16 protein-coding genes are annotated in these 18,965 nt (G+C 57.6%); 15 read left to right on the top strand and 1 reads right to left on the bottom strand.

Annotation, left to right across the window (positions count from 1 at the left end; genetic code table 11):
* Nucleotides 1-701 precede the first annotated feature (701 nt).
* The 14 genes from HMPREF3142_RS24760 to nuoN all read left to right on the top strand — a co-directional run bounded on the left by HMPREF3142_RS24760 (nucleotide 702) and on the right by nuoN (nucleotide 17,432).
* Complete coding sequence (locus HMPREF3142_RS24760) at nucleotides 702-1,628, top strand: LysR family transcriptional regulator (RefSeq protein WP_008803945.1); 927 nt, start codon at nucleotides 702-704, stop codon at nucleotides 1,626-1,628.
* Between the two features lie 648 nt (nucleotides 1,629-2,276).
* Nucleotides 2,277-2,723 (top strand): NADH-quinone oxidoreductase subunit NuoA, encoded by a 447-nt coding sequence (gene nuoA, locus HMPREF3142_RS24755; RefSeq protein WP_002913181.1) that lies wholly within the window; start codon nucleotides 2,277-2,279, stop codon nucleotides 2,721-2,723.
* Nucleotides 2,724-2,738: 15 nt separating this feature from the next.
* The gene (nuoB, locus tag HMPREF3142_RS24750) at nucleotides 2,739-3,413 is read left to right on the top strand and encodes an NADH-quinone oxidoreductase subunit NuoB (RefSeq protein WP_002913178.1); all 675 of its coding nucleotides are present in this window, start codon (nucleotides 2,739-2,741) and stop codon (nucleotides 3,411-3,413) included.
* 87 nt (nucleotides 3,414-3,500) lie between these two features.
* The gene (gene nuoC / locus HMPREF3142_RS24745; protein ID WP_008803946.1) at nucleotides 3,501-5,309 is read left to right on the top strand and encodes an NADH-quinone oxidoreductase subunit C/D; all 1,809 of its coding nucleotides are present in this window, start codon (nucleotides 3,501-3,503) and stop codon (nucleotides 5,307-5,309) included.
* 2 nt (nucleotides 5,310-5,311) lie between these two features.
* On the top strand, nucleotides 5,312-5,812 hold the full coding sequence (nuoE, locus tag HMPREF3142_RS24740) for an NADH-quinone oxidoreductase subunit NuoE (protein WP_002913160.1): 501 nt from the start codon (nucleotides 5,312-5,314) through the stop codon (nucleotides 5,810-5,812).
* Entirely contained in the window at nucleotides 5,809-7,146 is a 1,338-nt protein-coding gene (gene nuoF, locus HMPREF3142_RS24735; RefSeq protein ID WP_002913158.1) for an NADH-quinone oxidoreductase subunit NuoF, read from the top strand. Before nuoE ends, nuoF begins: the two co-directional genes overlap by 4 nt.
* Before the next feature lie 31 nt (nucleotides 7,147-7,177).
* Nucleotides 7,178-9,904 carry an NADH-quinone oxidoreductase subunit NuoG gene (gene nuoG / locus HMPREF3142_RS24730; protein WP_008803947.1) on the top strand — a complete coding sequence of 909 codons (2,727 nt, stop codon included), beginning with the start codon at nucleotides 7,178-7,180 and terminating at the stop codon, nucleotides 9,902-9,904.
* Nucleotides 9,901-10,878 (top strand): NADH-quinone oxidoreductase subunit NuoH, encoded by a 978-nt coding sequence (gene nuoH, locus HMPREF3142_RS24725; RefSeq protein ID WP_002913156.1) that lies wholly within the window; start codon nucleotides 9,901-9,903, stop codon nucleotides 10,876-10,878. The genes nuoG and nuoH overlap by 4 nt, the downstream gene beginning before the upstream one ends.
* A gap of 14 nt (nucleotides 10,879-10,892) precedes the next feature.
* Nucleotides 10,893-11,435, top strand: a complete 543-nt coding sequence (gene nuoI, locus HMPREF3142_RS24720; RefSeq protein WP_008803948.1) for an NADH-quinone oxidoreductase subunit NuoI — start codon at nucleotides 10,893-10,895, stop codon at nucleotides 11,433-11,435.
* Between the two features lie 10 nt (nucleotides 11,436-11,445).
* The gene (gene nuoJ, locus HMPREF3142_RS24715; RefSeq protein ID WP_004201743.1) at nucleotides 11,446-12,000 is read left to right on the top strand and encodes an NADH-quinone oxidoreductase subunit J; all 555 of its coding nucleotides are present in this window, start codon (nucleotides 11,446-11,448) and stop codon (nucleotides 11,998-12,000) included.
* Nucleotides 11,997-12,299, top strand: a complete 303-nt coding sequence (gene nuoK, locus HMPREF3142_RS24710; protein ID WP_004865088.1) for an NADH-quinone oxidoreductase subunit NuoK — start codon at nucleotides 11,997-11,999, stop codon at nucleotides 12,297-12,299. Before nuoJ ends, nuoK begins: the two co-directional genes overlap by 4 nt.
* A complete protein-coding gene (gene nuoL / locus HMPREF3142_RS24705) occupies nucleotides 12,296-14,137 on the top strand; it encodes an NADH-quinone oxidoreductase subunit L (protein WP_012540986.1) in 1,842 nt (613 codons plus the stop codon). Before nuoK ends, nuoL begins: the two co-directional genes overlap by 4 nt.
* A gap of 301 nt (nucleotides 14,138-14,438) precedes the next feature.
* Nucleotides 14,439-15,968: an NADH-quinone oxidoreductase subunit M gene (gene nuoM / locus HMPREF3142_RS24700; protein WP_008803950.1), complete on the top strand. Its 1,530-nt coding sequence runs from the start codon at nucleotides 14,439-14,441 to the stop codon at nucleotides 15,966-15,968.
* Between the two features lie 6 nt (nucleotides 15,969-15,974).
* Nucleotides 15,975-17,432, top strand: coding sequence for an NADH-quinone oxidoreductase subunit NuoN (nuoN, locus tag HMPREF3142_RS24695; protein ID WP_008803951.1), 1,458 nt, complete (start codon nucleotides 15,975-15,977; stop codon nucleotides 17,430-17,432).
* 54 nt (nucleotides 17,433-17,486) lie between these two features.
* On the opposite strand, the gene rnz is transcribed toward nuoN, so the two are convergent.
* Nucleotides 17,487-18,407, bottom strand: a complete 921-nt coding sequence (rnz, locus tag HMPREF3142_RS24690) for a ribonuclease Z (RefSeq protein ID WP_012967513.1) — start codon at nucleotides 18,405-18,407, stop codon at nucleotides 17,487-17,489.
* Nucleotides 18,408-18,464: 57 nt separating this feature from the next.
* Between rnz and HMPREF3142_RS24685 the strand changes: the two genes are divergently transcribed.
* Nucleotides 18,465-18,926: a GNAT family N-acetyltransferase gene (locus tag HMPREF3142_RS24685; RefSeq protein ID WP_070612831.1), complete on the top strand. Its 462-nt coding sequence runs from the start codon at nucleotides 18,465-18,467 to the stop codon at nucleotides 18,924-18,926.
* Nucleotides 18,927-18,965 lie beyond the last annotated feature (39 nt).

Genomic DNA, 18,965 nt, shown 5'->3' with positions numbered 1-18,965 from the left:
GCTTATGATGCTTTTTTTGGTCGTATATGTAGACCATATGCCTTTTTTGCCATCATTTATCTGGTTTGTTTGTGTGACGAAGGGGCGAACGAAGAATGTTGGCAGACTAAACAACGCTATCCTTAATACAATAGGGACTGATTTGTAATTTTGATGTTAAATAATATCAATAAAAAACAGTCCGCGGGGGCATTATTATTATTTTTGACAGGTAATAATCTGAGGTTTGTTAATTTATATAAAACGTTGAAAAAAATTTAAAATTATCTGAGTTAATCCTTATTTAGGCTTATAAAAAGGGCGGGAATCGGTTAGAATATCGCCGTTAATATCAGTGATAGCCGGTAAGCACTCCGGTTGGATTGATGTTTAATATATTGTTATTACAGGATTTTATTGTTCATTCTTCCCTGTGTGAACGCGCGGTGGAAGAGAGACTTTCTCACCACCACTGGCCGCTTTTCCGGAGCGACGCATGACACCTGGCTGGCCGTGGTAATAAATAACAATGAGAAATACGAACAATATATTACTCCGTGGTTCTGCGCATTTGCCCAGACGAGTACTTTGGCATGTAATAACGTTCGTCCAGTTGTTTATCCGCCATCTGACGGTGAGCACGAGGCTCAGGGAATAGCCGGAAACCTGGCGCAAAGCATCAACAAGGCAGGTCAGCGTTAGCCACCTGTAAGTGAAGAAAGATGATTAATACAACACGTCCGATACTCAACCTTGATCTCGATCTGCTGCGCACCTTTGTGGCGGTCGCTGATTTGAACACCTTCGCCGCCGCCGCCGCCGCAGTGTGTCGTACCCAGTCCGCGGTCAGCCAGCAAATGCAACGCCTGGAGCAGCTGGTCGGCAAAGAGCTTTTCGCCCGTCACGGGCGTAATAAACTGCTGACTGAGCAAGGCATCCAGCTACTGGGCTATGCCCGCAAGATCCTGCGTTTTAACGATGAAGCTTGCATGTCGCTGATGTATGGCAGCCTGCAAGGTGGATTGACCATCGGCGCGTCGGAAGAAACGGCCGATACCATCCTGCCGTTTTTGTTAAACCGCATCGGCTGCTTCTATCCCAGAATGACGCTGGAGATCAAAGTGCATCCCCATGCCGCCATCATGGCGATGCTGGCCGAGGGGCGGGTGGATCTGGCGCTGACCACCCATCAGCCTCCCGGCTTTACCTCTTTCATCCTGAGAACGTCACCGACCCTCTGGTACTGTGCGGCGGAATATGTGCTGGCGAAAGGGGAGTCTATTCCCCTGATCCTGCTCGAAGAGCCAGGTCCATTCCGCCAGGATATTATTGCCGCGCTGGAGGCGGCCCGCGTCCCATGGCATCTGGCCCATGGCGCTTCGTCTCTCTCCGGGGTGAAAGCGGCGGTCAAAGCCGGGCTGGGCGTCACCGCGCGACCCGTCGAAATGATGAGCCCCGATTTGCGCGTGGCTGGCATCAGCGATGGATTGCCTGGCCTGCCGGATACCCGGTATGTGGTCAGTTGCAATCCGCAGACGGTGAGCGAGCTGCCGCAGGTGATTTTTCAGTCACTGAGTCAGGAGAGCGACCCCTGGCGAACGGGGCCGGCACTTACTCCGCAAGAGGGAGATAACACCTTCATTTTGTGAGGGCAATTTTCTAACAAAGATCACAAAAACTGGTAACAGAATGTAAGTGAGCAAAAAGAGCCTCAGGGGAGGGTTTCTCGCCTGGTGGCTCTTTTTTTTGCACTATTATTGATGTTTTGAAAGTTTTTTTTATTTCTTTCCTGAAAAATCAGCGTATTGGCGTGACCTGGCGCTCACCTTGTCGACTTTTCCCTGCACTTTCAACACTTCCTGCTAATGTTAAAAAACCGGACGGATTGTTGCCGATTTCCTGGGGTAATTAACAAAACCGTGTCACAGATCAAGAAAATACCCCTCTTTGGGGGGAGGAATCGAGGCTAAATCCTGTCAAAATAGAAGGGATTTTTGATTTACGACGGAAACGGACACGATTCAACAACACTAAAACCGAACAGTATGCAAGGTTATTTCGCATAAAAGGGCATTTAATGTTAATGAAAAGATTCCAATGTAAATTAATGTTATGAAAACTTTTGTTAAAGTTGACAAAAGGTTAAAGAAAGGGGTAAAAAGCCACGGCATCTGGGCTTCTCACATCAACCAGGGACGCTTTTTTGCACGGTTTTTTTATTCCTCCCGTGAAACGCTGTGGCGTTCATCTGCCAGTAAGAGCAGAGGGTTTTGGCGCTACACTTTTTTGGTTAAGCAATGCGTATGTCAACATCCACTGAAGTCATCGCTCATCATTGGGCATTCGCTATATTTCTCATCATCGCTATCGGCCTGTGCTGCCTCATGCTCGTCGGCGGCTGGTACCTTGGCGGTCGCGCGCGCGCGCGTAGCAAAAACACGCCGTTTGAATCGGGGATCGACTCCGTTGGTTCGGCCCGCTTACGTCTTTCTGCGAAGTTTTATCTGGTTGCCATGTTCTTCGTTATCTTCGACGTGGAAGCCCTGTATCTCTACGCATGGTCGACTTCTATCCGCGAGAGCGGCTGGGTCGGCTTTGTGGAAGCCGCAATTTTCATTTTAGTGCTACTGGCTGGTCTGGTTTATCTCGTTCGCATCGGCGCACTGGACTGGACGCCTGCGCGTTCCCGTCGCACGCTGGTTAACCCGGAAACAGACAGTCCCACTAACCGTCATATGCAGTAAAAGCGAGGCAATAAGATGGATTATACGCTCACCCGCATAGATCCTAACGGTGAGAACGACCGTTACCCCCTGCAGAAACAGGAGATCGTCACCGACCCCCTGGAGCAGGAAGTCAATAAAAGCGTGTATATGGGGAAACTCGAGCACGCGCTGCATGACATGGTGAACTGGGGCCGTAAGAACTCAATTTGGCCGTATAACTTCGGCCTTTCTTGCTGTTATGTGGAAATGGTGACGTCATTCACTGCGGTGCATGACGTTGCGCGTTTTGGGGCAGAAGTCCTGCGCGCCTCTCCGCGTCAGGCGGACCTGATGGTGGTCGCTGGAACCTGCTTTACCAAAATGGCGCCGGTTATTCAGCGTCTGTACGATCAGATGCTGGAGCCGAAGTGGGTGATCTCCATGGGCGCCTGCGCTAACTCCGGCGGCATGTACGACATCTATTCCGTCGTCCAGGGCGTGGATAAATTCATTCCGGTCGATGTGTACATCCCGGGCTGCCCGCCGCGTCCAGAGGCCTATATGCAGGCGCTGATGCTGCTGCAGGAGTCCATTGGTAAAGAACGTCGTCCGCTCTCATGGGTGGTTGGCGATCAGGGCGTTTATCGCGCCAATATGCAGTCGGAACGCGAGCGTAAACGCGGCGAACGTATTGCAGTGACCAATCTGCGGACGCCGGACGAGATTTAATTTGCGCCTGCGGGCGGGAGTACCACTTCGCAAATCAATCTACAACAACGCGAAGTCTCGCCCGGCAGTCACCACGGACCTTTTGCAATGGTGAACAATATGACCGATTTAACCGCGCATGACGCCGCACCAGCCTGGCAAACCCGCGATCACCTTGATGACCCGGTGATCGGCGAACTGCGCAACCGCTTTGGGCCGGATGCCTTTACCGTTCAGCCAACCCGCACCGGCGTACCGGTGGTGTGGGTGAAGCGTGAGCAACTGCTTGAGGTGGGTGATTTCCTGAAGAAATTGCCGAAGCCTTACGTGATGCTGTTTGACCTGCACGGCATGGACGAACGTCTGCGCACCCACCGCGATGGCCTGCCCGCCGCGGATTTTTCCGTTTTCTATCATCTGATTTCTATCGACCGCAACCGCGACATCATGCTCAAGGTGGCGCTGTCTGAAAACGATCTGCATCTGCCGACTTTCACCAAACTGTTCCCCAACGCCAACTGGTATGAGCGTGAAACCTGGGAAATGTTTGGCATGACCTTCGATGGCCACCCGAACCTGCGCCGTATCATGATGCCGCCGACCTGGGAAGGCCACCCGCTGCGTAAAGACTATCCGGCGCGCGCTACCGAATTCGATCCGTTTGAGCTGACCAAAGCCAAGCAGGATCTGGAGATGGAAGCGTTGACCTTCAAACCGGAAGAGTGGGGCATGAAGCGCAGCACCGACAACGAGGACTTCATGTTCCTCAACCTCGGTCCGAACCACCCGTCTGCCCACGGTGCATTCCGTATTATTCTGCAGCTGGATGGCGAAGAGATCGTCGACTGCGTACCGGACATCGGTTATCACCACCGCGGCGCCGAGAAGATGGGCGAGCGTCAGTCCTGGCACAGCTACATCCCGTATACCGACCGTATTGAATACCTCGGCGGCTGCGTCAACGAGATGCCGTACGTGCTGGCGGTGGAAAAACTGGCCGGGATCACCGTGCCGGATCGCGTGAATGTGATCCGCGTGATGCTCTCCGAACTGTTCCGCATCAACAGCCACCTGCTGTATATCTCGACCTTTATTCAGGACGTCGGCGCGATGACGCCGGTCTTCTTCGCCTTTACCGATCGGCAGAAAATTTACGATCTGGTGGAAGCGATTACCGGGTTCCGTATGCACCCGGCGTGGTTCCGCATCGGCGGTGTCGCGCACGATCTGCCGCGTGGCTGGGATCGCCTGCTGCGGGAATTCCTCGAGTGGATGCCGAAGCGTCTGGATTCTTACGAGAAAGCCGCGCTGCGCAACACTATTCTGAAAGGCCGTTCCGTCGGCGTGGCAGCCTATACCGCCAAAGAGGCGCTGGAGTGGGGCACCACCGGCGCAGGCCTGCGCGCCACCGGTATCGGCTTCGACGTGCGTAAATGGCGTCCTTATTCTGGCTATGAAAACTTCGACTTCGAAGTCCCGACCGGGGGCGGCGTCTCTGACTGCTACACCCGCGTGATGCTGAAAGTCGAAGAGCTGCGCCAGAGCCTGCGCATTCTTCAGCAGTGCCTCGATAACATGCCGGAAGGCCCGTTCAAAGCGGATCACCCGCTGACCACGCCGCCGCCGAAAGAGCGCACGCTGCAGCATATCGAAACCCTGATCACCCACTTCCTGCAGGTATCGTGGGGCCCGGTGATGCCGGCCAACGAATCCTTCCAGATGATTGAGGCGACCAAAGGGATTAACAGTTACTACCTGACCAGCGACGGCAGCACCATGAGCTACCGTACCCGCGTGCGTACGCCGAGCTTTGCGCATCTGCAGCAGATCCCGTCGGCGATCCGCGGCAGCCTGGTATCCGACCTGATCGTCTATCTGGGTAGTATCGATTTTGTTATGTCAGACGTGGACCGCTAATTATGCACGAGAATCAACAACCACAAACCGAGGCTTTTGAGCTGAGTGCGGCTGAGCGTGAGGCTATTGAGCACGAGAAGCACCACTACGAAGACCCGCGTGCGGCGTCCATCGAAGCGCTGAAAATTGTCCAAAAACAGCGCGGCTGGGTGCCGGATGGGGCGATCTATGCGATCGCCGATGTGCTGGGGATCCCGGCCAGCGACGTCGAAGGCGTGGCAACATTTTACAGCCAGATTTTCCGTCAGCCGGTTGGCCGTCACGTGATCCGCTACTGCGACAGCGTGGTGTGCCATATCACCGGTTATCAAGGTATTCAGGCTGCGATTGAGAAGAAGCTCAATATCAAGCCAGGGCAGACCACCTTCGATGGCCGCTTCACGCTGCTGCCGACCTGTTGCCTGGGCAACTGCGACAAGGGACCGACCATGATGATTGATGAGGATACTCACAGTCATCTGACGCCGGAGGCAATTCCTGACCTGCTGGAGCAGTACAAATGAAAACCGTAATTCGTACTGCGGAAACGCATCCGCTCACCTGGCGTCTGCGCGACGACAAGCAGCCGGTATGGCTGGACGAATATCGCAGCAAAAACGGTTACGAAGGGGCACGTAAAGCCCTGACCGGGATGGCGCCGGATGAGATTGTCACGGCGGTAAAAGACGCTGGCCTGAAAGGGCGTGGCGGCGCGGGCTTCTCCACGGGTCTGAAGTGGAGCCTGATGCCGAAAGACGAATCCATGAACATCCGTTACCTGCTGTGTAACGCCGATGAAATGGAGCCGGGCACCTATAAAGACCGTCTGCTGATGGAGCAGCTGCCGCACCTGCTGGTGGAAGGCATGCTGATCTCCGCGTTTGCGCTGAAAGCGTACCGCGGCTATATCTTCCTGCGCGGCGAATATATCGAAGCGGCCCAGCATCTGCGTCGTGCGATTGCCGAAGCCACTGAAGCGGGCCTGTTGGGGAAAAACATCCTTGGCACCGGGTTTGACTTCGAACTGTTTGTCCACACCGGGGCAGGGCGCTATATCTGCGGTGAAGAGACGGCGCTGATCAACTCCCTGGAAGGCCGCCGTGCTAACCCGCGCTCCAAACCGCCGTTCCCGGCAAGCTCCGGCGTGTGGGGCAAGCCGACCTGCGTCAACAACGTGGAAACCCTGTGCAACGTGCCGGCGATCCTCGCCAACGGCGTCGAGTGGTACCAGAACATTTCCACCAGCAAAGATGCTGGCACCAAGCTGATGGGCTTCTCCGGCCGGGTGAAGAATCCAGGCGTCTGGGAGCTGCCGTTCGGCACCACCGCGCGTGAGATCCTCGAAGATTACGCCGGCGGCATGCGCGATGGCCTGAAGTTTAAAGCCTGGCAGCCGGGGGGGGCAGGGACCGACTTCCTGACCGAAGCGCACCTCGATCTGCCGATGGAGTTCGAAAGCATTGGTAAAGCGGGCAGCCGTCTGGGCACCTCGCTGGCGATGGCCGTTGACCATGAGATCAATATGGTCTCGCTGGTGCGTAACCTCGAAGAGTTCTTTGCCCGCGAGTCCTGCGGCTGGTGTACGCCGTGCCGTGATGGTCTGCCGTGGAGCGTGAAGATCCTGCGCGCCCTGGAGCGCGGCGAAGGCCAGCCTGGCGATATCGAAACGCTTGAGCAACTGTGTCGATTCCTGGGCCCGGGTAAAACCTTCTGCGCGCACGCGCCGGGCGCAGTCGAACCGCTACAGAGCGCGATTAAATATTTCCGCGAAGAATTCGAGGCTGGCATTAAGCAGCAGTTCAGCAATACCCATGCAATCAACGGGATTCAGCCGAACCTGCTTAAGACGCGCTGGTAATCAAAGGTTTTTTATTTTTGGAAGCACGCAAATGGCTACGATTCATGTAGACGGCAAAGAATACGAGGTCAACGGGGCGGACAACCTGCTAGAGGCTTGTCTCTCTCTTGGTCTTGATATTCCCTACTTTTGCTGGCACCCGGCGCTAGGGAGCGTCGGTGCTTGCCGCCAGTGTGCGGTGAAGCAATATCAGAACGCGGAAGACACGCGTGGTCGCCTGGTGATGTCCTGTATGACTCCGGCATCCGACGGCACCTTTATTTCTATTGACGACGGCGAAGCGAAGCAGTTCCGCGAAAGCGTGGTGGAGTGGTTGATGACTAACCACCCGCACGACTGCCCGGTCTGTGAAGAAGGGGGCAACTGCCACCTGCAGGATATGACGGTGATGACCGGCCATAGTTTCCGCCGCTATCGTTTCACCAAGCGTACCCACCGCAATCAGGATCTGGGGCCGTTTATTTCGCACGAAATGAACCGCTGCATCGCCTGTTACCGCTGCGTGCGCTACTACAAAGATTATGCCGACGGCACCGACCTGGGCGTCTATGGCGCGCACGACAACGTCTACTTCGGTCGCCCGGAAGATGGCACCCTGGAAAGCGAGTTCTCCGGCAACCTGGTGGAAGTCTGCCCGACCGGCGTCTTCACCGACAAAACGCACTCCGAGCGTTACAACCGTAAGTGGGACATGCAGTTTGCGCCGAGCATCTGCCAGCAGTGTTCCATCGGCTGCAACATCAGCCCGGGCGAACGCTATGGCGAGCTGCGTCGTATCGAAAACCGCTATAACGGGACCGTTAACCGCTACTTCCTCTGCGACCGCGGTCGCTTCGGCTATGGCTATGTCAACCTGAAAGACCGTCCGCGTCAGCCGGTGCAGCGCCGCGGCGACGATCTGATCACTCTCAACGCCGAGCAGGCGATGCAGGGCGCGGCAGATATCCTGCGCCAGTCGAAGAAAGTGATCGGTATTGGCTCCCCGCGCGCCAGCATCGAAAGCAACTTTGCGCTGCGTGAGCTGGTGGGCGCCGACAACTTCTATACCGGCATCGCCAAAGGCGAACAAGCGCGCCTGCAGATGATGCTGAAAGTGCTGCGTGAAGGTGGGGTCCATACCCCAAGCCTGCGCGATATCGAATCCTACGATGCGGTACTGGTGTTGGGCGAAGACATTACCCAGACCGGCGCGCGCGTGGCCCTGGCAGTCCGCCAGGCGGTGAAAGGGAAAGCACGCGAAATGGCAGCGGCGCAGAAAGTAGCCGACTGGCAGATCGCCGCGATCCTCAACATCGGGCAGCGCGCCAAGCACCCGTTATTCGTCACCAACATCGATGACACCCGCCTGGATGACATTGCCGCGTGGACCTACCGCGCGCCGGTGGAAGATCAGGCGCGTCTGGGCTTCGCTATCGCCCATGCGCTGGATGACAGCGCGCCGGCGGTTGATGGCCTGAGCCAGGACCTGAAGGGTAAGGTTGACGTGATTGTCCAGGCGCTGGCCGGAGCGAAAAAACCACTGATTATCTCCGGAACCAACGCTGGCAGCATGGAGATCATCCAGGCCGCCGCTAACGTCGCAAAAGCCCTGAAAGGCCGCGGCGCCGACGTCGGCGTGACCATGGTCGCCCGCGCGGTGAACAGCGTCGGTCTGGGCATGATCGGCGGCGGCTCGCTTGAAGAGGCGCTGGACGAACTGGAAAGCGGCGCCGCCGACGCGGTTATCGTGCTGGAAAACGACCTTCACCGTCATGCTTCCGCCGCGCGCGTTGACGCTGCGCTGGCGAAAGCCCCGCTGGTGATGGTGGTTGACCATCAGCGCACCGCGATTATGGACAAAGCGCACCTGGTGCTCTCTGCCGCAAGCTTTGCGGAAAGCGACGGGACTGTGGTGAACAACGAAGGCCGCGCCCAGCGTTTCTTCCAGGTTTACGATCCGGCTTACTACGATGCGAAAACCGTGATGCTGGAGAGCTGGCGCTGGCTGCATTCGCTGCACAGCACCGTCAACAACCGTCAGGTTGACTGGACGCAGCTGGACCACGTCATCGATGCGGCGATTGCCGCGCTGCCGCAGCTGGCGGGCATTAAAGATGCCGCGCCGGATGCGACCTTCCGCATCCGCGGTCAGAAGCTGGCGCGTGAACCACACCGCTACAGCGGCCGCACGGCGATGCGCGCCAACATCAGCGTGCACGAGCCGCGTCAGCCGCAGGATAAAGACACCATGTTCGCCTTCTCCATGGAAGGGAACAACCAGCCGTCCGCCCCGCGTTCGCAGATCCCGTTCGCCTGGGCGCCGGGCTGGAACTCCCCGCAGGCATGGAACAAGTTCCAGGATGAAGTGGGCGGGAAACTGCGCCACGGCGATCCGGGTGTTCGACTGTTTGAAGCGTCCGCCAACGGGCTGGAGTATTTCACCGCGGTGCCGGCCAGCTTCCAGGCGGAAGAGGGCAAATGGCGTATCGCGCCGTATTACCACCTGTTTGGTAGCGATGAGCTGTCACAGCGCGCGCCGGTGTTCGAGAGCCGGATGCCTGAGCCGTACATCAAGCTGAATCCGGCGGATGCCGCGAAGCTGGGCGTTAACGCGGGGGCAATGCTCTCCTTTAGCGTGGAAGGCCAGACCCTGCGTCTGCCGCTGGTTATCTCTGAAGGCCTGACCGCAGGACAGGTTGGCTTACCGATGGGCATGCCGGGCATTGCGCCGGTGCTGACCGGATCGCGTATTGATTCACTGCAGGAGGCGAAAGCATGAGCTGGTTAACGCCGGATCTTATCGACATTCTGTTAAGCATCCTGAAGGCCGTGGTCATTCTGCTGGTGGTCGTCACCTGCGGCGCGTTCATGAGCTTCGGCGAGCGTCGTCTGCTCGGCTTGTTCCAGAACCGCTACGGACCTAACCGCGTCGGCTGGGGCGGTTCGCTGCAGCTGGTCGCCGACATGATCAAGATGTTCTTCAAAGAGGACTGGATCCCGCGCTTCTCCGATCGCGTGATCTTTACTCTGGCGCCGGTTATCGCCTTTACCTCGCTGCTGCTGGCCTTTGCTATCGTGCCGGTCAGCCCGACGTGGGTGGTGGCTGACCTGAACATCGGCATCCTGTTCTTCCTGATGATGGCAGGCCTGGCGGTCTATGCGGTGCTGTTCGCCGGCTGGTCGAGCAACAACAAATACTCGCTGCTGGGGGCGATGCGTGCTTCCGCGCAGACCCTGAGCTACGAAGTGTTTCTCGGTCTCTCCCTGATGGGCGTGGTGGCGCAGGCGGGGTCATTCAATATGACCGATATCGTCAACAACCAGGCGCATCTGTGGAACGTCATTCCGCAGTTCTTCGGCTTCGTCACTTTCGCCATCGCCGGCGTGGCGGTGTGTCACCGTCACCCGTTCGACCAGCCGGAAGCGGAGCAGGAACTGGCCGATGGTTACCACATTGAATATTCCGGCATGAAATTCGGTCTGTTCTTCGTCGGTGAATACATCGGTATCGTCACCGTTTCAGCGCTGATCGTCACGCTGTTCTTCGGCGGCTGGAATGGCCCGTGGTTACCACCTTTCATCTGGTTCGCGCTGAAAACCGCGTTCTTCATGATGATGTTCATTTTGATCCGCGCATCATTACCGCGTCCGCGCTATGACCAGGTAATGTCCTTTGGCTGGAAGGTATGCCTGCCGTTAACGCTGGTCAACTTGTTGGTAACGGCGGCTGTCATTCTCTGGCAGGCGCAATAAGGGGTGAATTGAACATGACCTTAAAAGAATTATTGGTGGGGTTCGGCACCCAGGTCCGTAGTATCTGGATGATTGGCCTGCATGCCTTCGCCAAACGTGAAACCCGGATGTATCCGGAAGAGCCGGTCTATCTGCCGCCGCGCTACCGCGGCCGCATCGTGCTGACCCGCGATCCGGACGGTGCAGAGCGCTGCGTTGCCTGTAACCTGTGTGCGGTAGCCTGCCCGGTGGGCTGTATCTCGCTGCAGAAAGCAGAGACCAAAGACGGCCGCTGGTATCCGGAGTTCTTCCGCATCAACTTCTCACGCTGCATTTTCTGCGGCCTGTGCGAAGAAGCGTGCCCGACCACGGCGATCCAGTTGACCCCGGACTTCGAACTGGGTGAATACAAGCGTCAGGATCTGGTGTACGAAAAAGAGGATCTGCTGATTTCCGGTCCGGGCAAATACCCGGAATATAACTTCTACCGGATGGCGGGTATGGCAATCGACGGCAAAGATAAAGGTGAAGCGGAAAACGAAGCTAAGCCAATCGACGTCAAGAGCCTGTTACCGTAAGGAGAGGGCAATGGAATTCGCTTTTTATATCTGTGGCCTGATAGCCATCCTCGCAACCTTGCGGGTCGTCACCCACACCAATCCGGTGCATGCGCTGCTGTACCTGATTATTTCGCTGCTGGCGATTGCCGGGGTGTTCTTTTCGCTGGGCGCTTACTTTGCTGGTGCGCTGGAAATCATCGTCTACGCCGGGGCCATTATGGTGCTGTTCGTCTTTGTGGTGATGATGCTCAACCTGGGCGGCAGCGAGATCGAACAGGAACGCAAATGGCTGCAGCCGGGGATCTGGATTGGCCCGGCCATCCTTTCCGCGGTGCTGCTGGTGGTTATCGTTTACGCCATCCTGGGTATTAACGACCAGGGTATCGACGGCGCGGCGATCAACGCCAAAGAAGTGGGTATTGCGCTGTTTGGGCCGTACGTCCTGGCGGTGGAGCTGGCCTCCATGCTGCTGCTGGCGGGCCTGGTGGTCGCCTTCCACATCGGCCGCGAAGAGCGTGCCGGTGAGGTACTGAGCAACCGCGTGAACGACAGCGACAAAAGAAAAACGGAGGAACACGCATGATCCCCTTAACACATGGACTGATCCTCGCGGCCATCCTGTTTGTGCTTGGTCTGACGGGGCTGGTGATCCGCCGCAATCTGCTGTTTATGTTGATTAGCCTGGAAATCATGATTAACGCCGCCGCGCTGGCCTTTGTGGTAGCGGGTAGCTACTGGGGCCAGACTGATGGTCAGATAATGTATATCCTCGCCATCAGCCTCGCGGCTGCGGAAGCGAGTATCGGCCTGGCGCTGCTGCTGCAGCTCCATCGTCGCCGCCAGAACCTGAACATCGATTCAGTAAGTGAGTTGCGTGGATGAACATGCTTGCCTTAACCATTCTTTTGCCATTGATTGGCTTTGTGCTGCTGGCCTTTTCCCGCGGGCGCTGGTCGGAAAACCTTTCCGCTACCGTTGGCATGGGGTCGGTAGGCCTGGCGGCGTTGGTCACCGCGTACGTTGGCGTCGACTTTTTCGCTAACGGCAAACAGGCGGTCAGCGTACCGCTGTGGAACTGGATGTCGGTCGGTGATTTTAACATCGGCTTCAACCTGGTGCTGGATGGCCTGTCGCTGACCATGCTCTCTGTGGTGACCGGCGTCGGCTTCCTGATCCACATGTTCGCCTCCTGGTACATGCGCGGCGAAGAGGGCTACTCTCGCTTCTTCGCTTACACCAACCTGTTTATCGCCAGCATGGTCGTTCTGGTGCTGGCCGATAACCTGCTGTTGATGTACCTGGGGTGGGAAGGCGTGGGTCTCTGTTCTTACCTGCTGATCGGCTTCTACTATACCGATCCGAAGAACAATGCCGCAGCGATGAAAGCCTTCGTGGTCACCCGCGTCGGCGACGTGTTCCTCGCCTTCGCGCTGTTCATTCTTTATAACGAACTGGGTACCCTGAACTTCCGTGAAATGGTTGAGCTGGCGCCGCAGCACTTCGCTAACGGCAGCACCACGCTGCAGTGGGCGACGCTGATGCTGCTCGGCGGCGCGGTCGGTAAATCCGCTCAGCTGCCGCTGCAAACGTGGCTTGCCGATGCGATGGCGGGCCCGACGCCGGTCTCCGCGCTGATCCACGCGGCCACCATGGTGACCGCGGGCGTGTACCTGATTGCCCGTACCCACGGCCTGTTCCTGATGACGCCGGAAGTGCTGCATCTGGTGGGTATCGTTGGTGCGGTAACGCTGGTGCTGGCGGGCTTCGCCGCGCTGGTGCAGACCGACATCAAACGTGTGCTGGCTTACTCGACCATGAGTCAGATTGGCTACATGTTCCTCGCGCTGGGCGTGCAGGCATGGGACGCGGCGATTTTCCACCTGATGACCCACGCGTTCTTTAAAGCGCTGCTGTTCCTGTCGTCTGGCTCGGTCATTCTGGCCTGCCATCACGAACAGAACATCTTCAAGATGGGCGGCCTGCGCAAATCCATTCCGCTGGTGTATGTCTGCTTCCTGGTGGGGGGCGCGGCGCTGTCCGCTCTGCCGCTTATCACCGCAGGCTTCTTCAGTAAGGATGAGATTCTGGCGGGCGCGATGGCCAACGGCCATATCAATCTGATGGTGGCGGGCCTGGTCGGCGCCTTTATGACCTCGCTGTACACCTTCCGTATGATTTTCATCGTGTTCCACGGTAAAGAGCAAATTCACGCGCACGCAGGGAAGGGGATTACCCATCATCTGCCGCTGATCGTGCTGCTGGTGCTGTCCACCTTTGTTGGCGCGCTGATTGTGCCGCCGCTGGAGGGCGTACTGCCGCAGACCACTGAGCTTGCGCACGGCAGCGTGATGACGCTGGAAATTACCTCCGGGATTATCGCGATTGCCGGCATCCTGATCGCCGCGTGGCTGTGGCTGGGTAAACGTACCCTGGTGACCTCCATCGCCAACAGCGCGCCTGGCCGCTTCTTCGGTACCTGGTGGTTCCATGCCTGGGGCTTCGACTGGTTATACGACAAGGTGTTCGTGAAACCTTTCCTCGGGATTGCCTGGCTGCTGAAGAGCGATCCGCTGAATGCGTTGATGAATATCCCGGCGATTCTGTCCCGCTTCGCAGGCAAAGGTCTGCTGGTGAGCGAGAACGGTTATCTGCGCTGGTATGTGGCATCAATGAGCATCGGCGCGGTGGTGGTGCTGGCGCTGCTGATGGTATTGCGTTGAGTTTGAGGATTGTGATTGTTTTGCCCGGCGGCGCGGTGCTTGCCGGGCCTACGGGACTGTAGGTCGGGTAAGCGTTAGCGTCACCCGACAAAACAAGCCTCAATCCGAAGTGAATTTTCTGTGAGAATTCGTTGAAAATCAGGTCGTAAAGGACAGGCGTTATCGGCGAAGTCAGAGTGGACACCGCCTGCGCGGAGCAACCGGAGCGTATTAAAATGCGTGAGGATTGTGAGCACAGCCGACGTTCGCTATGACGAGTAAGATAGCCTGAACCGGACTTAAATAAGGAATAAAAATCACCATGTTATTGCCTTGGTTGATATTAATCCCCTTTATCGGCGGCTTCCTGTGCTGGCAGACCGAACGCTTTGGCGTGAAAGTGCCGCGCTGGATCGCGCTGATTACCATGGGACTGACGCTGGCGCTTGGCCTGCAGCTGTGGATGCAGGGCGGCTATTCTCTGACGCAATCCGCGGGTATTCCGCAATGGCAGTCGGAATTCGTGCTGCCGTGGATCCCACGTTTCGGCATTAGCATCCATCTGGCGATCGACGGCCTGTCGCTGCTGATGGTGGTGCTGACCGGCCTCCTCGGCGTGTTGGCGGTGCTCTGTTCCTGGCGCGAAATCGAAAAATACCAGGGCTTCTTCCACCTCAACCTGATGTGGATCCTGGGCGGCGTCATCGGCGTGTTCCTCGCCATCGACATGTTCCTGTTCTTCTTCTTCTGGGAAATGATGTTGGTGCCGATGTACTTCCTGATCGCGCTGTGGGGTCATAAAGCCTCGGACGGTAAAACACGTATCACAGCGGCCACCAAGTTCTTCATCTATACCCAGGCGAGCGGTCTGGTGATGCTGATCGCCATTCTGGCGCTGGCCTTCGTCCACTTCAACGCGACCGGCGTGTGGACCTTCAACTATGAAGATCTGCTGAAAACGCCGATGTCCCACGGCGTGGAATACCTGCTGATGCTGGGCTTCTTCATCGCCTTCGCGGTGAAAATGCCGGTGGTACCGCTGCACGGCTGGCTGCCGGACGCCCACTCCCAGGCGCCGACTGCCGGTTCCGTCGACCTCGCGGGCATCTTGCTGAAAACCGCGGCCTACGGTCTGCTGCGCTTTGCGCTGCCGTTGTTCCCGAACGCCTCCGCCGAGTTTGCGCCAATCGCCATGTGGCTGGGCGTGATCGGTATCTTCTACGGCGCGTGGATGGCCTTCGCCCAGACCGATATCAAACGTCTGATCGCTTATACCTCCGTTTCCCACATGGGCTTCGTGCTGATTGCTATCTACACCGGCAGCCAGCTGGCTTATCAGGGGGCGGTGATCCAGATGATCGCCCACGGTCTGTCCGCGGCGGGTCTGTTTATTCTGTGCGGCCAGCTGTACGAACGTCTGCACACCCGCGATATGCGTCAGATGGGCGGTTTGTGGAGCAAAATTAAATGGCTGCCGGCGATGTCGATGTTCTTCGCTGTCGCCACCCTGGGGATGCCGGGCACCGGTAACTTTGTCGGCGAATTTATGATCCTGTTCGGCAGCTATAAAGTGGTGCCGGTGATCACCGTTATCTCGACCTTTGGTCTGGTATTCGCTTCCGTTTACTCGCTGTCGATGCTGCATCGCGCTTACTTCGGTAAAGCGAAAAGCGAAATCGCGGCGAAAGCGCTGCCGGGGATGTCCCTGCGTGAACTGTCTATCATCCTGCTGCTGGTGGTGCTGCTGGTGCTGTTGGGCTTCTTCCCGCAGCCGATCCTCGACACCTCGCATGCTGCGATGAGCAACATTCAGCAGTGGTTTGTTAATTCTGTTTCTACTACAAGGCCGTAATTCGCCATGACAATAACTCCACAACAACTGATCGCACTGCTACCGCTGCTGATCGTCGGCTTGACGGTGGTGGTTGTGATGCTCTCCATTGCGTGGCGACGCAATCATTTTCTCAATGCCACGCTGTCGGTTCTCGGGCTTAATGCTGCGCTGGTCTCGCTCTGGTTTGTTGGTCAGAACGGGGCGATGGACGTCACGCCGATGATCCGCGTTGACGGCTACGCCATGCTCTACACCGGGCTGGTGTTGCTGGCGAGCCTCGCGACCTGTACTTTCGCCTACCCGTGGCTTGAGGGTTACAAGGACAACAAAGAAGAGTTCTACCTGCTGGTGCTGATCGCCGCGCTGGGCGGCATTCTGCTGGCCGGTGCGAATCATCTGGCGGCGCTGTTCCTCGGTATCGAACTGATTTCGCTACCGCTGTTCGGCCTGGTCGGCTACGCCTTCCGCCAGAAGCGTTCGCTGGAAGCGAGCATCAAATACACTATCCTCTCCGCTGCAGCCTCGTCTTTCCTGCTGTTCGGTATGGCGCTGGTGTATGCGAACTCCGGCAACCTGTCCTTCCTCGCGCTGGGTAAAAGCCTGGCGGACAATACGCTGCACGAGCCGCTGCTGCTGGCGGGCCTCGGTCTGATGATCGTCGGTCTTGGCTTTAAACTGTCGCTGGTGCCGTTCCATCTGTGGACGCCGGACGTTTACCAGGGCGCGCCTGCGCCGGTCTCCACCTTCCTGGCGACCGCCAGCAAGATCGCCATCTTCGGTGTGGTGATGCGTCTGTTCCTGTACATGCCGGTGGGCAACAGCGAAGCGGTACGCGTGGTGCTGGGCCTGATCGCCTTCGCCTCTATCATCTTCGGTAACCTGATGGCGCTGAGCCAGACCAACATTAAGCGTCTGCTCGGCTACTCTTCCATCTCCCACCTCGGCTATCTGCTGGTGGCGTTAATCGCCCTGCAGAGCGGCGAAATGTCGATGGAAGCCGTTGGCGTCTACCTGGCCGGTTATCTGTTCAGCAGCCTTGGTGCGTTCGGCGTGGTCAGCCTGATGTCCAGCCCGTACCGCGGTCCGGATGCGGACTCGCTGTTCTCCTACCGCGGCCTGTTCTGGCACCGTCCGATCCTGTCAGCGGTCATGACGGTGATGATGCTGTCGCTGGCCGGTATTCCGATGACCCTCGGCTTTATCGGTAAGTTCTACGTGCTGGCCGTCGGTGTGCATGCGCACCTGTGGTGGCTGGTTGCCGCAGTGGTTGTCGGTTCGGCGATTGGTCTCTACTACTATCTGCGCGTGGCAGTGAGCCTGTACCTGAGCGCACCGGAGCAACTGAACCGCGATGCGCCGTCGAACTGGCAGTACAGCGCCGGCGGTATCGTGGTGCTGATCTCCGCCCTGCTGGTGCTGGTGCTCGGTATCTGGCCGCAGCCGCTGATTAGCATCGTGCAGCTGGCGACGCCGCTGATGTAAGTTGATTGACTCAATAAAAAACCGCCGGGATGGCGGTTTTTTTATGCCCGGATTTTACGCCATCTTGTAGACCATAAAGTCTTCCGCCAGTAGCGTATTGGCGAAAATCTCCCGGCATTCCGCCAGCATCTTCAGGCAGCCTTCGGCATCGTAGCGCGAGCTAAAGTGGGTAGCGATTAGCGTGCCGACCCCCGCTTCTTTGGCAAGCGCCGCGGTCTGCTGGCTCGAGGAGTGGCCGCGGCTATTGGCTTTCTCCGCCATCGCCTGCTCAAGGGTGGTTTCGTGGACCATCACATCCGCCCCGCGAGCCATCTCCAGCGCCTGCGGGCAGGGGGCGGTATCGCCGAAGATGGCCAGCGTTTTACCCGGCGTCGCTGGCCCCAGATAGCGGCTGCCGTCGATGACCCGGCCATCTTCCAGCTCAACGCGCTGGCCGAGCTTGAGTTGATGAAACAGCGGCCCCGGACGCACGCCATCGGCAATCAGTTGGGCGGCGTCGAGGGTGCCGGGCTTGTCATGCTGCTCAATGCGATACCCGTAGCACTCCACCGGATGGCTGAGCGGGTACGCAGTGACCCGATAGCCCTCTTCGTCGAACACCAGACCAGGGCCGACTTCGATGATGGTGAGCGGATAGTCGGTCCACGAACCGCTCAGACGCAGCGCGGTCTCAACAAACTCTTTGAGCCCTTTTGGCCCGTAGAGGGTGAGGGGCAGAGAGTTCCCCTGCATCGAGCGGCTGCACAACAGGCCGGGCAGGCCGAACAGGTGGTCGCCGTGCAGGTGAGTGATGAAAATTTTATTCAGTTTGCCGGGGTGATAGGGCGTGCGAAGAAACTGATGCTGGGTCCCTTCACCGCAGTCAAACAACCACATTTCGGCGCGGGTCGGCTGTTGCAAATTCAGTATTATCGACGTCATATTACGCGTACGGGTCGGCACCCCGGCGGATGTTCCTAAAAAAGTTAATTCCATCGTCCAGTGTCCTCAGGGCGAGTCGCAAAGTATCAGTATATCAATAAGGAGCTACAGATGATGACCTGGCAGGATCTCCACCATAGTGAACTCACCGTTCCCCAGCTGTATGCGCTGCTGAAATTGCGCAGTGAAGTTTTTGTCGTGGAGCAGCAGTGCGCCTATCAGGATGTCGACGGCGATGATTTGGTCGGTGAAAATCGCCATCTGCTCGGCTGGCGCGATGGCGAACTGCTGGCCTACGCGCGGATCCTCAAAAGCGAAGAGGCGTTTGCGCCGGTGGTGATTGGCCGGGTCATCGTCAGCCCGGCCGCCCGCGGTGAGAGGCTTGGCTATCAGCTGATGGAGCAGGCGCTGGCCAGCTGTCAGCAGCACTGGCCGCAAAAGGCAATTTACCTCGGGGCGCAGGCGCACCTGCAACCCTTTTACGCCCACTTCGGTTTTACGCCGGTGACCGAGGTCTATGATGAGGATGGCATCCCCCACATTGGCATGGCGCGAGAAAAGCGCGCTATCTGACCCCTCTGCACCCTCGTCCACACGCTGCCTTGGCCCGGC

This window comes from Klebsiella sp. HMSC16C06 (genome assembly GCF_001808325.1).
Classification (GTDB): Bacteria; Pseudomonadota; Gammaproteobacteria; order Enterobacterales; family Enterobacteriaceae; genus Klebsiella; species Klebsiella variicola.
The sequence above is the reverse complement of the archived record's forward strand: the minus strand, read 5'-3'. Positions and strand labels throughout refer to the sequence as shown.

Bases quoted from the DNA above. Each gene is read 5' to 3' on its own strand.
- HMPREF3142_RS24760 (WP_008803945.1), top strand. From the start codon at position 702: ATGATTAATACAACACGTCCGATACTCAACCTTGATCTCGATCTGCTG.
- nuoA (WP_002913181.1), top strand. From the start codon at position 2,277: ATGCGTATGTCAACATCCACTGAAGTCATCGCTCATCATTGGGCATTC.
- nuoB (WP_002913178.1), top strand. From the start codon at position 2,739: ATGGATTATACGCTCACCCGCATAGATCCTAACGGTGAGAACGACCGT.
- nuoC (WP_008803946.1), top strand. From the start codon at position 3,501: ATGGTGAACAATATGACCGATTTAACCGCGCATGACGCCGCACCAGCC.
- nuoE (WP_002913160.1), top strand. From the start codon at position 5,312: ATGCACGAGAATCAACAACCACAAACCGAGGCTTTTGAGCTGAGTGCG.
- nuoF (WP_002913158.1), top strand. From the start codon at position 5,809: ATGAAAACCGTAATTCGTACTGCGGAAACGCATCCGCTCACCTGGCGT.
- nuoG (WP_008803947.1), top strand. From the start codon at position 7,178: ATGGCTACGATTCATGTAGACGGCAAAGAATACGAGGTCAACGGGGCG.
- nuoH (WP_002913156.1), top strand. From the start codon at position 9,901: ATGAGCTGGTTAACGCCGGATCTTATCGACATTCTGTTAAGCATCCTG.
- nuoI (WP_008803948.1), top strand. From the start codon at position 10,893: ATGACCTTAAAAGAATTATTGGTGGGGTTCGGCACCCAGGTCCGTAGT.
- nuoJ (WP_004201743.1), top strand. From the start codon at position 11,446: ATGGAATTCGCTTTTTATATCTGTGGCCTGATAGCCATCCTCGCAACC.
- nuoK (WP_004865088.1), top strand. From the start codon at position 11,997: ATGATCCCCTTAACACATGGACTGATCCTCGCGGCCATCCTGTTTGTG.
- nuoL (WP_012540986.1), top strand. From the start codon at position 12,296: ATGAACATGCTTGCCTTAACCATTCTTTTGCCATTGATTGGCTTTGTG.
- nuoM (WP_008803950.1), top strand. From the start codon at position 14,439: ATGTTATTGCCTTGGTTGATATTAATCCCCTTTATCGGCGGCTTCCTG.
- nuoN (WP_008803951.1), top strand. From the start codon at position 15,975: ATGACAATAACTCCACAACAACTGATCGCACTGCTACCGCTGCTGATC.
- rnz (WP_012967513.1), bottom strand. From the start codon at position 18,407: ATGGAATTAACTTTTTTAGGAACATCCGCCGGGGTGCCGACCCGTACG.
- HMPREF3142_RS24685 (WP_070612831.1), top strand. From the start codon at position 18,465: ATGATGACCTGGCAGGATCTCCACCATAGTGAACTCACCGTTCCCCAG.